Consider the following 12,589-nt stretch of genomic DNA (forward strand, 5'->3'; position numbering starts at 1 on the left):
GCGGGGAAAGGCGACCATTGTACGCGCCTGTTCCGGATTCGGTCCGGCGACTTTGCGCCGGGCTTAAAAACAAAGCCCCGCCAGAGGGCGGGGCCAGTCGCTGACGTCGGGGTCAGATGGGTTCGGCCCAGAGGTCGTACTCGTCGGCATCGACCACGCGGCAGCGGACCTTGTCACCCGGCTTGAAGCCGTGGTTGCCGTCGATGAACACGCTGCCGTCGATTTCCGGCGCGTCGAAGAAGCTGCGGCCTACCGAGCCCTGTTCCTCGACTTCGTCGATCAGCACTTCGATTTCCTTGCCGATGCGCAGTTGCAGGCGGGCGGCGCTGATGGCCTGCTGGTGCTCCATGAAGCGGTCCCAGCGCTGTTGCTTGATCTCGTCCGGCACTTCGTCCAGGCCCAGGTCATTGGCCGGCGCGCCTTCCACCGGCGAATACTGGAAGCAGCCGACGCGGTCGAGCTGGGCTTCGGTCAGCCAGTCCAGCAGGTACTGGAAGTCTTCTTCGGTCTCGCCGGGGAAGCCGACGATGAAGGTGGAGCGGATGATCAGCTCCGGGCACTGCTCGCGCCATTTCTTGATGCGTGCCAGGGTCTTGTCTTCGAACGCCGGGCGCTTCATCGACTTCAGCACTTTCGGGCTGGCGTGCTGGAACGGGATGTCCAGGTACGGCAGGATCTTGCCGGCGGCCATCAGCGGGATCACGTCATCGACGTTCGGGTACGGGTAGACGTAGTGCAGGCGAACCCACGCGCCGAGGCTGCTGAGGGCTTCGCACAGCTCCAGCATGCGGGTCTTGACCGGGCGGCCGTTCCAGAAGTCGGTCTTGTACTTGACGTCGACGCCGTAGGCGCTGGTGTCCTGGGAGATCACCAGGATCTCCTTGACGCCGGCCTTGACCAGGCGCTCGGCTTCGCTCAGTACTTCGCCGACCGGGCGGCTGACCAGCTTGCCGCGCATCGACGGGATGATGCAGAAGCTGCAGCTATGGTTGCAGCCTTCGGAAATCTTCAGGTAGGCGTAGTGGCGCGGAGTCAGCTTGACGCCCTGTGGCGGCACCAGGTCGATCAGCGGATTGTGGTCCTGGCGCGGCGGCACGACTTCGTGCACGGCGCTGACCACTTGCTCGTACTGCTGCGGGCCGGTCACGGCCAGCACGCTCGGGTGCACGTCGCGGATATTGCCTTCCTCGACGCCCATGCAGCCGGTGACGATGACCTTGCCGTTTTCCTTGATGGCTTCGCCGATCACTTCCAGGGACTCGGCCTTGGCCGAGTCGATGAAGCCGCAGGTGTTGACCACCACCACATCAGCATCCTGATAGGTGGGCACGACTTCATAACCTTCCATGCGCAACTGGGTAAGGATTCGCTCGGAGTCGACGAGCGCCTTCGGGCACCCTAACGATATCATACCTACACGCGGGGCTTTCTCTGTCATCATAATAGGTAGATCCTCATCAGGGCTTAGGGCTTATCTTTTCTAATGGCTAAAAACGGCGCGCGAGTATACAGCTATTTACGCTTTTCGGATCCCCGGCAGGCGACCGGCAGTAGTGTCGATCGTCAGCTCCAGTATGCCCAGCGCTGGGCGGCCGAGAAGGGTCTGGTTCTGGATGAGTCCCTGTCTTTGAGGGATGAGGGTTTGTCCGCATATCACCAGCGACACGTAAAGCAAGGGGCGCTGGGGGTTTTCCTGCAGGCGGTAGAGGATGGCCGAATCGCTGATGGCTCAGTCCTGGTCGTCGAAGGTCTTGACCGGCTAAGTCGTGCCGAGCCCATTCAGGCGCAGGCGCAGTTGGCCCAGATTATCAACGCGGGCATCACAGTGGTCACTGCCAGTGACGGCCGTGAGTACAACCGGGCTGGTCTGAAGGCCCAGCCGATGGATCTGGTGTATTCCTTGCTGGTGATGATCCGGGCGCATGAGGAGTCAGACACCAAGTCGCGGCGCGTGAAGGCAGCTATACGCCGGCAGTGCGAAGGCTGGATCTCCGGTAGTTACCGGGGGATCATTCGTAATGGTAAGGATCCGCAGTGGTTGCGTTGGGATGGTCAGGCGTTTCAGTTGATCCCTGAAAGGGTCGAAGGCGTGCGGTTGGTGATTGAGCTGTTCAGGAGGGGCTATGGCTCCGTGCGGATTATCCGGGAGATGGCGGATCGCGGCTTGTCCGTGACGGCCAAAGGCATCACCGCTCTGCAGGTCTACCGGCTTGTTCGGTTGCCGGCCTTAATGGGAGTTAAGGTGCTGGAGCTGGAGGGTGAATCATACCGGCTTGAAGGGTATTACCCGGCGGTCCTCACTGCGGATGAGTTCGCCGACCTGTCAGCGCTTGTCGAGAACCGAGTTCGGCGAAAGGGCAAGGGGGAGATTCCGGGCCTTGTTACAGGGCTAGGTATTACCTACTGCGGCTATTGTGGAACCGCTGTGGTGGGCCAAAACATGATGTTCAAGACCAGGCCAGATGGCACTTTGGCTGACGGACATAGGCGACTGATCTGTGTGGGATACTCGCACAATCAAGGCTGTCCGGTCGGTGGAAGCTGCAGCGTTGTGCCGATCGAGAAGGCGCTGATGAGCTACTGCACCGACCGAATGAACCTGAGTAGCTTACTCGAGGGAAGCGATCAGACGCAGGCTCTGCGGGCGAGGTTATCGACGGCTAAGGTTGAGGCCGGCGTAATTGAGCAGCAACTGGAGCGGGTTGGGGAGGCGCTGCTGGCTGCTGAGGGCGGAGCGGCGCCTCTGATATTCGTTCGCAAGGCCAGGGAACTTGAGGAGCAGCAGGCTGACAAGCGGAAGGAGGTTGCTCAGCTTGAGCGAGAGTTACTAGCCATCTCGAACCGCGACCAGCCAGGCCTCGCCGAGGCTTGGGCGCAGTTGGCCTCAGGGGTCGAGGCTCTCGACTTTGATGCTCGAATGAAGGTCCGGCAGTTGGTCAGGGAGACATTCGAGCGGATCGTCGTCTACCATCGCGGGATGCAGGCGGTTGATCGAGAGTCCAAGGTGATCGACTTACTGTTGGTTGGGAGAGGTGGCCAGCCCCGGTTGCTTCGGATTGATCGCAAGAGCGGGAGCTGGCAGGTGGGCTTCGGGGTTTAAGCGGCTTTTTCCGTCTTAAATGGGATCGGCTTGCTCAGTACACGCATGTGGCCCTGGCCGATCCAGAAGTTGTGTTGCACCTGGATGCAGACATTCCAGGCTTCCTGGGCGACATGGTGGCCGGCGTCGACGACGTTTCCCTCGTCATCCACAAGGGCCATGCGCAGCTTCTTTCCGTCACGGGTGGCGCAGGTGAACCCTTCATGGGTCACGCCACTTATGGTTGCTGTGGACAGCGTGCCGGTTGTTGCGTCGAATATCATTGTGCTGTCCCCTTTTCGTTGCTGCGTGCCTCGCGTGCTACTTGCCGATCGAGGCGGTCCAGTTCGGCCAAGATGAGCGCTCCAGCTTTGATGAGCATCCGGCGTGGCTCCCCAGGCTTTAGGTATTCGTGATCCCAAGGCCATGTCTCGGATTCAAATTCCGTCATCCCAATCGACTTGAGGGCGTACGTTGCAGCTGCCGCAGCGAGTTCGCCTTGGGTCTCTGAATCGTCGTGCTTGATTGACCAGCCCTCTTCATAGATCTGGCGTCGCCGCTCATAGAGCAGGTCGCGGATGGCGGCGCTCCAGGTGGGGGGGTGGGACTCCAGCAGTGCCCTGGTGTCTTTGATCTGGTCGGCAAGGTCGCCGTCCTGCACATTGGCGACTTGTACCCAGTCCTCCAGTAGGGAGCAGGACCGTTCGGCCAACTGGAGAAGCTGGAAGTTGAGGTCGCCCCCGTGCCGCGATAGTGCGGCAAATTCACCCGGGTGTTGCTCGGCTCTTGGAGTCAGGATGCGGTCGAGCTCGTCTGCTACGTCTTGCATCCCTACCGCTGCTGCGGCATCAAGCGCTTGCTCCAAAAGCTCGCGCGGCGCTCTGACCATTTGATTGGCGTCGTTCATGCGGCCTGCCTCGCTTGCTGGTCGTTGTGCTGCATGCGGCGTTTCCAAGGGGCATTGGCCATGGCCAGGGCGGCCATTGGTGGCGGGCTGACGCTGTTACCGCACATGTGGACCTGCTCCGTGACGGTGAACGGCTTGCCGTCGGCCCCCTTGTCGATCTTGTAGGTAGCGGGGAAGCCCTGGGCCCGGTAGAGCTCGTGCGGCTTCAGCATGCGGAGGGTGATGTCGACGATCACATAGGGCGTGCCCTTCACGTAGACGGTGACCAGGGCCAGGCGGTCTTTCGTGGTGACGGTGGCCAAGGGTTCATCGCAGGCACTGACGTTGTGGGTGCCGTAGTACCTGATCAGGAATGCAGCTACCCGCAGAGCGCCTTCTTCGTGTTCAGGCGAGAGCTTGTACTCGACTACCCCGTGATGCGTGCCGCCGGCACTGACGGTATGGAGAGGATCCTCGACCGAGCGCCCGTCGCAGTTGCCGCGCAGGTGGATCAGCGACGCAGTTGCCAGGCGCTGCTGGCTCCCGGTGTTGGTCACCGTGCTCATCGGCTCGTCGGCGCCCTTGGCCACCGTCGTGTTGAAGCCGCCGTTTGCCTGCTCGATGAAGGCGGTGCAGATGCCCATCGCGTGGGCGGCGCCCGCCGGCCGCTTGTAGTTCCCACCGCTGGTGATGGTTGGTGTTGGCTCATTGATGGGGGCGCCAGCGCTGTCGAAGCGGAACTTGACCAGGTGTGCCGCTGCCAGAGCTCGATGATTTTGGGGCATGAGCGTGCCGAATGGTTGATCTGCAGCGGCAGGCTTCCCTGAGTAGGATGGGCCGCCGGCGCCGACCAGCACCGGACTGGCGACCATGAGCTCCCCGCGGTTGGCGGCGGTGACCGTAGGCAGAGGCTCAGCGGGATCGTTGACCCGGTCTGCGCCCTGATGGGTTGCTGGCAGGATCACCGCGCTGGTCAGCGCGTGCTTCACGCCGCCGGCGACGACGGTGCCCAGTGGCTGGTCAAGGCCCGGTGCCCGTGGCTGCTGGCCGTCACGCTCACCATATCCGGTCTGGACCAGCGTCGGGCTGGCAACGGCGAACGAGCCGCCCCGGGGCCAGGACGTCACGGTGCGCAGCGGGTCGTTGATGTCCTGCGCCGCCTCCCTGGACCAGTTCGCAATCGGCACGATGAAAGGGTTGGGGTTGTCCAGTACGAACTTCTGCATGCCCTTGGTGACTCGGCGCAGCGTGGCCTCGGCCAGCGGCTTCGACCGTCCGAAGATGCTCTTGCTTGGCACTGACCAGTCGATGCACTCGGCGGCGGTGCGCCACTTCTGCTGGCCCTTCTTCGGCTTCTTGGCGTGGGTTGGCTCCGGCCATACGATTGGCTGCCCGTCGCAGCGGGCGATCATGAAGAGCCGTTCGCGGCTGGTCGGGGCGCCGAAGTCGCACGCTTTGATCACGCGCCATTCCACCTGGTAGCCCAGCCCTTCCAGCAGCGCCACGAAGCGTTTCCACGTCATGCCCTTGCGCTTCGGGTCTGGCACTAGGAACTGGTTCGACACTGGAACCTGTTCGCCGGGCTCGGCCACGCGGTTGATCTTGCTGTTGGGCTTGGTCGGGTGTTGCACCAGGTCCAGAGTGACGACGCGGCCAGTGGCCTTGTCGCGCTTGGCGATCAGCGGCCCCCATTGCAGGATCTGCTTCACGTTTTCCAGGCTGATCACTCGGGGTTGCTTCTTGCCGGCCCACTTCAGGCCTATCCATGACAGGTTCCGGATCTCGCGCTTGCGCGGCTGGCCGCCAGCGGCCTGGCTGTGATGGGTGCAGTCGGGAGACATGTGGAACCAGCCGACTCGGCGGCCCTGGCATTCCTCGTCCGGGTCGCCCTCGAACACGTCGGTGGTGAAGTGGCGGGCGTGTGGGTGGTTGGCGGTGTGCATGCTGATCGCCGCCGGGCTGTGGTTCTTCGCCACGTTCACCGGGCGGCCCAGCCCCATCTCAAGGCCGGTACCGGCGCCGCCTCCACCGCAGAAGAAATCGACCACCAGCTCGTCGTCCTGTGGCTCCAGTGCCAAGGAGAATTGGGTCTTGAAGTGTTGAGGGCTGGTTAGTTTTTCTGCAGAAAATGAAGTCATGCCTGCTGCCCTCCCTGGTGCGCGTACTCAGGGTTCAGGGCACCTGCCAAGTGCAGAGCATCGTGGATGGCCAAGGCCATCTCCTCGACGGTGGTGAACACGCCTGCAGCACTTCCATCCAATTGCGAGTAGATGGCGTCGGCGATGCGATCGCATACGGCCTGAGCTTCTGGCGTTGGTGCGTAGTCTGGATAGTGCGTATACCCCTTGGCAGGCTGCGCGTGCGGGCGATCTGAAGCGATCAGCGTTGTGTCAGCGGGCGCTGCCTGGCGCAGCCTGTCGTGGGGTACCTGCGGCTCGGCGGGGGCGCGAATGGAAGAAATAATGCCTGCTGCTGCGCAGCAGAGGCTCTTTGTTTTTTGAGTGTCGACGAATGCTGCTTCGCGGAGCAAAGCGGGGGCAGCGGAGGCGTTTACCTGTACTTCCGCGTGCCCGCTTTCCTCCGAGGTCAAGGTCGGGGTTGGTCCCGGTACGGTGTCGCGCGCGTGTCCTGCACAGGGCGCAGAAACGAAAAGCAAGCCGGTGGTGTGGTGGGCCTGATTCATACGATTCCTCCCACCTGCAGGGTTTGGTGGAAATTCATCGCCATAATCAGTTGCTTGGCCTCATGGCAGGCGTCGTTGAGGGCGTGGTGCTTGGTGCCCTCGAACGGAAGCGTCTTAGCTTCAGGGTAAAGGGCCAGCAAGGTGCGGAGGTCGCGATCGTTCCAGTAGTGCCAAAGGTTGCCCATGCCGCAGACTTCAAGGGCGCTGCGCACGATGACGTTGTCGAAGCTGCTGCCGTTGCCCCACACCAGAGCGTTGCCTTCATTGATGAAGTTATCCAGCGCGTTCATGGCTACGGCGAGCAGCACCGAGCTCTGGCTGCCATCCACCTCTGCGCGGGCGGCGGCATCCTGTTTCAGCCACCAGTTCACTGTACTGGCATCCATAACCAGGCCGGCCTGCAGCGAAGACTCCAGGTGTACACGATGATAGAGGCTGCCAGTGATGGTGCCTTGCTCGATGCGTACGCACGCAAGTGCCACGATAGCGGCGCGCGGACCTTTGCCCATTGTTTCTAGGTCGAGTACGTAGTGGGTTGCGCTGATCATGCTGCCTCCTGTTCGGCGGCTTTCAGGAGGTCGGCGATCGCGATGGCTTCGTCGCGTAGGCGTCGCGCGTCGCGTTCGAGCTTTTTGCCGGTCTTGAAAGCGCTCCAGGTCTCGGCTGCGATGCGCAGGTTTTCCGCGATCTGCAGGAGGGTATTGCGATGGTGATCTTTCAAGGCGCTATTGAGCTTGAGGGCTCTGGCTTGGGCGGCCAAGCGCTGGTTGTTGTTGCGGGAGGTCTCGAGAGATGCCTTGAGGTCCTCGATAGTCGCCTTGTGCATGCGATCGCTGGCAGCGCGCCCCTTTGCGCTGCCCGCCTGGCGGCCGCTCCAGTATGCGTAAGCGAACAGGCCGAGCATGAATGCGCTGATAATGGTGAGGGCGATCACCTGTTGGGTGGTCATGGTATTGCTCCTTGTGGTGTGCGGCCGGTGGTGGCGGCTTATGTGTGGGTTACTGCTGGTCTTGCTGGTCCAGGATGAGGCGCGCGTGCTCCTCGTCTGCCTGGTGAGCCCTGACATCAATAAGGGCTGCAACGTGGCGAATGTGGATGTACTTCGGGTCCTTTCGGCTTACTCCGAATGTTGTTACGGGCAGGTTGATTCGGCCGGTCTGCAGGTGGTCGGCGAAAGTCTGCTCGTTGAGGTTTCGGAAATACTGCACTCGGATTTTCTCCGCAGGGATCAGTACGTCGCCGAAGGTTCGGTACAGCAGTTCTACAGTGTTCGAATCAGGTGCGTGCGGCAGGCGCAGCGCGATTTGGTTGTTGGTGCTCATCAGGCGTCTGGCTCTCCCTGAGCTTGTGGCGTGACGGATGGTTCCAGGTGATCTCGCAGTGTTTGCGCACCAGGTCCTGCAGGTGCTCGGGAACCTCGCGAAGCGCGGCATTGCGCTCCTCGCGGGTTCTCAGTTGCAGGATCTGGGCTGCGTATTCCCTAGGCCGCATGACGCTTGTCTTCCGGTGGTGTCGGAAGCTGCAGCTGCAAGCGCTCGGCGAGCCAAGGGATCCCGGCCTGCTTAACGCGGGTAGACTCGCTGTACTGCATGCCTGCTACCGGGTGGAACCAACTGCCCTCTTTCTTCCGCATATAGTCGCGGTCGCGAGTGGGGTAGCGAGGAAGGTTCTTCTCGTCCAGCAGATCCTGCTCACGCATCAAGCGGATCAGCTCGTTGCGGGTGATGCCGAACAGTTTGGCGGTTTTTGCCAGGTCGCGTTCCATGGTCACCTCCTATGCTGCTTCGGCAAGCGATTGATTGTTCGAAGGCGTCTCGGCAGTGTCGAGTTGGCCGTTGGCAATCGCCTCAAGGTGGGCCGCGATCTTTCTTGCGCTGGAAAGGCTGTTCGCCGGCAGCGTCAAGGTGTTGACCGTGGATTCCATGCGGATGACTACCGTCACCTGGTCGAGATAGACCTCGGTCTGCAACGTGGACTTGATGCGAGCTCCGGTCGCGTCGTCGTGGAGGACTTGGGTGAACTGCCCAGTCAGGTTGGTCTGTGCTTTCAGGCATGCGAGGGCGCTGCGGCTCAGTGCGAAGTTCATGCGGACAGTTCCTCAATGGCGACGGGTTGTTGCAGGGCGTACCCCCAAGGGCGAATGCCATTGGTGGTGCTGGCAGGCAAGCGGACGCGGCGATAGCCGAGCAGCGGCAGGCATTGCCCAATCGCCATCTGATTGGCGCGGTCTTCGGTCAGGCCGAGCGCCTCGATCAGGCTTGGCCCGGTTACCATCGGGGGCCAGTCGTTTTCGGCCAGGTGGCAGCGGAGCTGTTGCTGAAGCTGATACTGGCGGCGATTCGGAGTAGGGGTGTCGGCGCTGTCGATCCAGTCGCTCGCACCGAGCTCGGCAACCAGGTCGACCCCGGTAGAGCGCTGGGTGGCCTGGTTCGCTCGGGATGCGGCCATGCGGCGGTTCATGCCGATGACTCGGCCGGTGCGGAACATGGTGTTGAACACACGACCTGCGCTGACGATGCGGTCGGCCTCGATGTGCTCGGCCATGGGCGCTGGCTGCTGCGCTTCGGTGGTGTCGATGATGGAGTACGAGCCGTGTTTGCGCAGGCTGGGCAGCACTTCGCTGGTCACCCATTTTTTGAAGCGCTTGGCCTCTGGTTTGCGGCTGTGAAGGATTGCAGAGTACAGGCCAGACTCGTTGATGGCGGTCATATGCTGACTACCACCAAGGGTACCCACAATGTGGGTACCCTTCTCGTCCTCATCAAGGCGGCGAGTCAGTTTCTCAGCATCGCGGTACTCAAGTGCGGTAGCTACGTCTGTGGCCACGAACCACGGCTCGCCGTCGATCAGCAGCAGCCGGATGTTGTGGTTGTCAAAGGTGCGATGGATTGGATGGTTCACGCCGCGTGCCCTCCGTCGTCGGGAGTCATCGGGCGGAAAGCGTTGGCCGTAGCCGGTCGTTTGGTAGTACCAAACGCGCAGCCATGTTGCTTGGCCAGGCGACGGATTTTGAAGATCAGTTCGGTGGATGCCGCGGCCGGATGGACGTGCAATGACGCGGTGGTGTGCATGATGATGGCTCGCTCTGTGGTGTGAGAGTGAGCAGATAATCAACTATCAATTGATTTTGTGTCAACAACCATGGGTTGATAATTTTTCAGGTGGGTGGTTGTGTGGTACTGATGTGACGCCCCTGTGCCTGCTCTGCGCCGGTTGCGGAAGGCGCGTGTGGACAGGGATCGGTCATGAGCATGGAAGGGTGTCGATGAAAGAGCTATTGGGGGTAGGTGGCGCGATAGCGTTCGGTTTGGTCGTAGCTGTTTATTTGCTAAGGAGAACCAAAACTAAGGACGATGAGTATGGTGTTGATGATATCGATATCGGTCATCAGCTCAGTAGTTATTCAACTTCTGAAATGGCGTCGAATGCAGCTAGTAAGCCTCGATTAACGGAGCTTCAATTCGCGGCGCTTCTATCGGCGAGTCTCGAAGCTATTTATATTGAAGGTGATGGTCGTCATGCGGCAGGCACTTACGAGCCCATGTCATATCCGAAGCGAACCATTGAATCGCTAGTTAAGCGTGGCCTACTGGAACCTGCTGCTGGTGGAGGGTTCAGGGCTACATCTCAGGGGCAGGCTGCGACCGTGGGCTAGTGTGTCCGACTGATGCTCTCGGGGTTGACTCATTCGGGAACGAATGAGCCAACCACCTTGCCACAGATGTATGTTTCTTCGGTTATTTCAATAATTGGGTACTGCGGGTTAATCGGCCGCAAATATTGTCTTCCGGCGTCTTCCACGAGAACCTTAAATGTTGCTTCATTGGTTCGTGGTAGTCGCGCGATCACGCGATCTCCAGTGTTAACTTCTATCTCGGGGTCCACAAATATTATGCAGCCTGCTGGATAACTTCGCCCCGGCCCGGAGTTGGTCATCGAGTCACCTCTCACCTTAAGGGCATAACCATTGGGGCTAATAGGGACTGGGCATGATAGCCAGCTTTCAGGGTTGTGCTCTTCGAGGTTGGGGATCGCCTCGCACCAATCGCCTGCTTGTACCCAGGAAATGAGAGGGACCTTGCCAAAGCGATGGTGGATGGAGCTCACATTGCTGCTGGGTATCACGCTGCGAACCACAGTGGGCACCGCTGATTCGCTGTTTTTCGGCGATACCCCGTACTCCAGCCACTCTCTTCTAACGCCCAGCCATTGGCTCAATGCTGCGATGCTGTCGGCCTCGGCCATTGCTTCGCCTATCAGCCATTTGCTGATCGCTTGGGTCGTCTTGTTCACTCCCATGCTCTTCAGGTGCTTGTGGATGTCCACGCCTCGGCCTCGGCTGCGTACCCCGGCATCGTCAAGCGCTTCGTGAAGGCGAGCGCTGAACGCTGCCCGAATCTCATTTTTATCAACCATGGATTGAGAGTTACACAAAACTTGCGCAATAGTCATTTGATGTTTAATATCAATTCATGGTTGATAAATGGAGGTTATGAATGTTGCGCCCTGAGGAGTATGCGAACGCAATCGCGTTTGCTTTTGAGGCGGTTGGAGGGATCGGTGCTGCCGCCAAGGTTTGCTCGAGAAGCTATCAGGCGCTCAACAAGTGGCGTCAGGCTGGCTCTCTGCCACGCACGGATTACACGGGCGAAACTACTTATGCAGCTCTCCTTGCAGGTGAGGCGGCTAAAAAAGGAAACCCCTTCGATGCTGAGTGGCTTCTGAAAGAGGCGGCGCCCTACAGGAGTGGGGCTGGAGTGCGCTCGGGACACTAAGAAAAAAGGCGACCCAAGGGCCGCCCAGTTTCCCCCGGTACTACCACCACAGTGATACCGGGCCGCGTTCAAGGATGTGGTGCACACCACGAAACAACTGTCCTTGACCACGTAGATCCTGGCACGGATGCCAGGAGCCGCTTTTCTCCACCACAGATAGGGCGGCGTTACCGGAGTAGCCCTTGGGCACACCGGCAGTGACTCTCTCAAGCCACGCGGCGAGTGTAGCACCACCGCTCGTCGCAGGCACTGGCAGCCTTTATGGCGTAATGCCATGTGCCTGAAGGGGAGGCGATTGATCGCATCCCGAACTCGGCAGTAGCACCACATGCTGCCGGGAGCGCGATAGGTAGGTGGGCACACCACATAGGTCCATTGACCTTGACCGCAACACCTGGGCAGGGAGCCGAGGTGCCGCCTCCAACACCACGGGAGGCGTTGTTTCGCCAGGGGTAGTCGATGGATCGACGCCCCGGCCAGAGGCCGTATCAGCCCCGCTGGCCGGCTATTTACTCTCTCAACGCTATGCGGCGCACGCACCACCACTGCACGCTGCTGGCACTGGCTACCGACAAGGACAATGCCATGAGCCGAACCGCAATGAGCTCTACTGACCGCGCCAAGCGCGAAGTCCTGCCGCTCGATCTCGCGCTGTACCACGCTGTACGTGAATATCCAGGCGGCGCAGCCGCCATCGCAGCCACTACCGGCCGCAACCCCACCACCCTGCAGCACAAGCTATCCCCCACCCATCCAAGCCACATTGTGAACGTGCAGGAGTTCGGCGAGATCCTCGAGTTGACCAAGGATCCCCGGATCCTCGACGCGGTTCATGCCCTCGTCGGTGACACCATCTGGCAAGAGCTGTCTGACGCATACACCCATGACATCCCCGAAACGCTAACGATGGGCCTTGCCGAGTTCTTCCGGCAGGTCGCCGGTCTGGCCGAGACCTGGGCGCGCAGCATCGGCGATGGAAAAGTTGACGATCAGGAGCTGGCTGAGATCCAGCATCAAGTGTTCAGAGGTATTCAGGGATTGCTCGGCATGTATCGCCGCGCTGAATACGTCAACCAGACTACTCGGGGGGCTCGCCGTGGCTGATCTTGCTGATGTTGCCAACGACAGCGCTGACTTGTTCCTTGAGCTCTCCCTGGCTGCGCGTA

16 protein-coding genes are annotated in these 12,589 nt (G+C 60.6%); 3 read left to right on the top strand and 13 right to left on the bottom strand.

Features of this window, described 5'->3' with window-relative positions:
* Positions 1–112 precede the first annotated feature (112 nt).
* Positions 113–1,438 carry a 30S ribosomal protein S12 methylthiotransferase RimO gene (gene rimO / locus AC05QJ_RS08405; RefSeq protein WP_476747895.1) on the bottom strand — a complete coding sequence of 442 codons (1,326 nt, stop codon included), beginning with the start codon at positions 1,436–1,438 and terminating at the stop codon, positions 113–115.
* 45 nt (positions 1,439–1,483) lie between these two features.
* On the opposite strand from rimO, the gene AC05QJ_RS08410 reads away from it, so the two are divergent.
* The gene (locus AC05QJ_RS08410) at positions 1,484–3,100 is read left to right on the top strand and encodes a recombinase family protein (protein ID WP_476746412.1); all 1,617 of its coding nucleotides are present in this window, start codon (positions 1,484–1,486) and stop codon (positions 3,098–3,100) included.
* On the opposite strand, the gene AC05QJ_RS08415 is transcribed toward AC05QJ_RS08410, so the two are convergent.
* From AC05QJ_RS08415 to AC05QJ_RS08465, 11 genes are all read right to left on the bottom strand, one after another.
* Positions 3,097–3,363: a hypothetical protein gene (locus AC05QJ_RS08415; protein ID WP_476746413.1), complete on the bottom strand. Its 267-nt coding sequence runs from the start codon at positions 3,361–3,363 to the stop codon at positions 3,097–3,099. The genes AC05QJ_RS08410 and AC05QJ_RS08415 overlap by 4 nt on opposite strands.
* Complete coding sequence (locus AC05QJ_RS08420; RefSeq protein ID WP_476746414.1) at positions 3,360–3,986, bottom strand: hypothetical protein; 627 nt, start codon at positions 3,984–3,986, stop codon at positions 3,360–3,362. The genes AC05QJ_RS08415 and AC05QJ_RS08420 overlap by 4 nt, the downstream gene beginning before the upstream one ends.
* On the bottom strand, positions 3,983–6,103 hold the full coding sequence (locus AC05QJ_RS08425; RefSeq protein WP_476746415.1) for a DNA cytosine methyltransferase: 2,121 nt from the start codon (positions 6,101–6,103) through the stop codon (positions 3,983–3,985). Before AC05QJ_RS08425 ends, AC05QJ_RS08420 begins: the two co-directional genes overlap by 4 nt.
* Positions 6,100–6,648: a hypothetical protein gene (locus AC05QJ_RS08430; protein WP_476746416.1), complete on the bottom strand. Its 549-nt coding sequence runs from the start codon at positions 6,646–6,648 to the stop codon at positions 6,100–6,102. The genes AC05QJ_RS08425 and AC05QJ_RS08430 overlap by 4 nt, the downstream gene beginning before the upstream one ends.
* The gene (locus AC05QJ_RS08435) at positions 6,645–7,196 is read right to left on the bottom strand and encodes a 3'-5' exonuclease (RefSeq protein ID WP_476746417.1); all 552 of its coding nucleotides are present in this window, start codon (positions 7,194–7,196) and stop codon (positions 6,645–6,647) included. Before AC05QJ_RS08435 ends, AC05QJ_RS08430 begins: the two co-directional genes overlap by 4 nt.
* A complete protein-coding gene (locus AC05QJ_RS08440; RefSeq protein WP_476746418.1) occupies positions 7,193–7,597 on the bottom strand; it encodes a hypothetical protein in 405 nt (134 codons plus the stop codon). The genes AC05QJ_RS08435 and AC05QJ_RS08440 overlap by 4 nt, the downstream gene beginning before the upstream one ends.
* 49 nt (positions 7,598–7,646) lie before the next feature.
* A complete protein-coding gene (locus AC05QJ_RS08445) occupies positions 7,647–7,970 on the bottom strand; it encodes a pyocin activator PrtN family protein (protein WP_110969266.1) in 324 nt (107 codons plus the stop codon).
* A 158-nt stretch (positions 7,971–8,128) separates the two neighbouring features.
* Positions 8,129–8,413 carry a phage antirepressor KilAC domain-containing protein gene (locus AC05QJ_RS08450; RefSeq protein ID WP_476746419.1) on the bottom strand — a complete coding sequence of 95 codons (285 nt, stop codon included), beginning with the start codon at positions 8,411–8,413 and terminating at the stop codon, positions 8,129–8,131.
* Between the two features lie 9 nt (positions 8,414–8,422).
* On the bottom strand, positions 8,423–8,734 hold the full coding sequence (locus tag AC05QJ_RS08455) for a hypothetical protein (RefSeq protein WP_476746420.1): 312 nt from the start codon (positions 8,732–8,734) through the stop codon (positions 8,423–8,425).
* Positions 8,731–9,549 carry a BRO-N domain-containing protein gene (locus AC05QJ_RS08460; RefSeq protein WP_476746421.1) on the bottom strand — a complete coding sequence of 273 codons (819 nt, stop codon included), beginning with the start codon at positions 9,547–9,549 and terminating at the stop codon, positions 8,731–8,733. Before AC05QJ_RS08460 ends, AC05QJ_RS08455 begins: the two co-directional genes overlap by 4 nt.
* On the bottom strand, positions 9,546–9,719 hold the full coding sequence (locus tag AC05QJ_RS08465; protein WP_476746422.1) for a hypothetical protein: 174 nt from the start codon (positions 9,717–9,719) through the stop codon (positions 9,546–9,548). The genes AC05QJ_RS08460 and AC05QJ_RS08465 overlap by 4 nt, the downstream gene beginning before the upstream one ends.
* A 194-nt stretch (positions 9,720–9,913) precedes the next feature.
* Between AC05QJ_RS08465 and AC05QJ_RS08470 the strand changes: the two genes are divergently transcribed.
* Complete coding sequence (locus AC05QJ_RS08470; RefSeq protein ID WP_476746423.1) at positions 9,914–10,303, top strand: hypothetical protein; 390 nt, start codon at positions 9,914–9,916, stop codon at positions 10,301–10,303.
* Between the two features lie 29 nt (positions 10,304–10,332).
* Here the strand turns inward: AC05QJ_RS08470 and AC05QJ_RS08475 are convergent, their stop codons facing one another.
* Positions 10,333–11,064 carry a LexA family protein gene (locus tag AC05QJ_RS08475; protein WP_476747896.1) on the bottom strand — a complete coding sequence of 244 codons (732 nt, stop codon included), beginning with the start codon at positions 11,062–11,064 and terminating at the stop codon, positions 10,333–10,335.
* 944 nt (positions 11,065–12,008) lie between these two features.
* Here AC05QJ_RS08475 and AC05QJ_RS08480 point away from each other — a divergent pair.
* Entirely contained in the window at positions 12,009–12,527 is a 519-nt protein-coding gene (locus tag AC05QJ_RS08480) for a phage regulatory CII family protein (RefSeq protein WP_476746424.1), read from the top strand.
* The last annotated feature ends 62 nt before the right edge of the window (positions 12,528–12,589 follow it).

The organism is Pseudomonas sp. TUM25319 (assembly GCF_056388475.1).

Excerpts from the sequence above, each read along its gene's own strand:
- rimO (WP_476747895.1), bottom strand. The coding sequence starts at position 1,438 with ATGACAGAGAAAGCCCCGCGTGTAGGTATGATATCGTTAGGGTGCCCG.
- AC05QJ_RS08410 (WP_476746412.1), top strand. The coding sequence starts at position 1,484 with ATGGCTAAAAACGGCGCGCGAGTATACAGCTATTTACGCTTTTCGGAT.
- AC05QJ_RS08415 (WP_476746413.1), bottom strand. The coding sequence starts at position 3,363 with ATGATATTCGACGCAACAACCGGCACGCTGTCCACAGCAACCATAAGT.
- AC05QJ_RS08420 (WP_476746414.1), bottom strand. The coding sequence starts at position 3,986 with ATGAACGACGCCAATCAAATGGTCAGAGCGCCGCGCGAGCTTTTGGAG.
- AC05QJ_RS08425 (WP_476746415.1), bottom strand. The coding sequence starts at position 6,103 with ATGACTTCATTTTCTGCAGAAAAACTAACCAGCCCTCAACACTTCAAG.
- AC05QJ_RS08430 (WP_476746416.1), bottom strand. The coding sequence starts at position 6,648 with ATGAATCAGGCCCACCACACCACCGGCTTGCTTTTCGTTTCTGCGCCC.
- AC05QJ_RS08435 (WP_476746417.1), bottom strand. The coding sequence starts at position 7,196 with ATGATCAGCGCAACCCACTACGTACTCGACCTAGAAACAATGGGCAAA.
- AC05QJ_RS08440 (WP_476746418.1), bottom strand. The coding sequence starts at position 7,597 with ATGACCACCCAACAGGTGATCGCCCTCACCATTATCAGCGCATTCATG.
- AC05QJ_RS08445 (WP_110969266.1), bottom strand. The coding sequence starts at position 7,970 with ATGAGCACCAACAACCAAATCGCGCTGCGCCTGCCGCACGCACCTGAT.
- AC05QJ_RS08450 (WP_476746419.1), bottom strand. The coding sequence starts at position 8,413 with ATGGAACGCGACCTGGCAAAAACCGCCAAACTGTTCGGCATCACCCGC.
- AC05QJ_RS08455 (WP_476746420.1), bottom strand. The coding sequence starts at position 8,734 with ATGAACTTCGCACTGAGCCGCAGCGCCCTCGCATGCCTGAAAGCACAG.
- AC05QJ_RS08465 (WP_476746422.1), bottom strand. The coding sequence starts at position 9,719 with ATGCACACCACCGCGTCATTGCACGTCCATCCGGCCGCGGCATCCACC.
- AC05QJ_RS08470 (WP_476746423.1), top strand. The coding sequence starts at position 9,914 with ATGAAAGAGCTATTGGGGGTAGGTGGCGCGATAGCGTTCGGTTTGGTC.
- AC05QJ_RS08475 (WP_476747896.1), bottom strand. The coding sequence starts at position 11,064 with ATGGTTGATAAAAATGAGATTCGGGCAGCGTTCAGCGCTCGCCTTCAC.
- AC05QJ_RS08480 (WP_476746424.1), top strand. The coding sequence starts at position 12,009 with ATGAGCCGAACCGCAATGAGCTCTACTGACCGCGCCAAGCGCGAAGTC.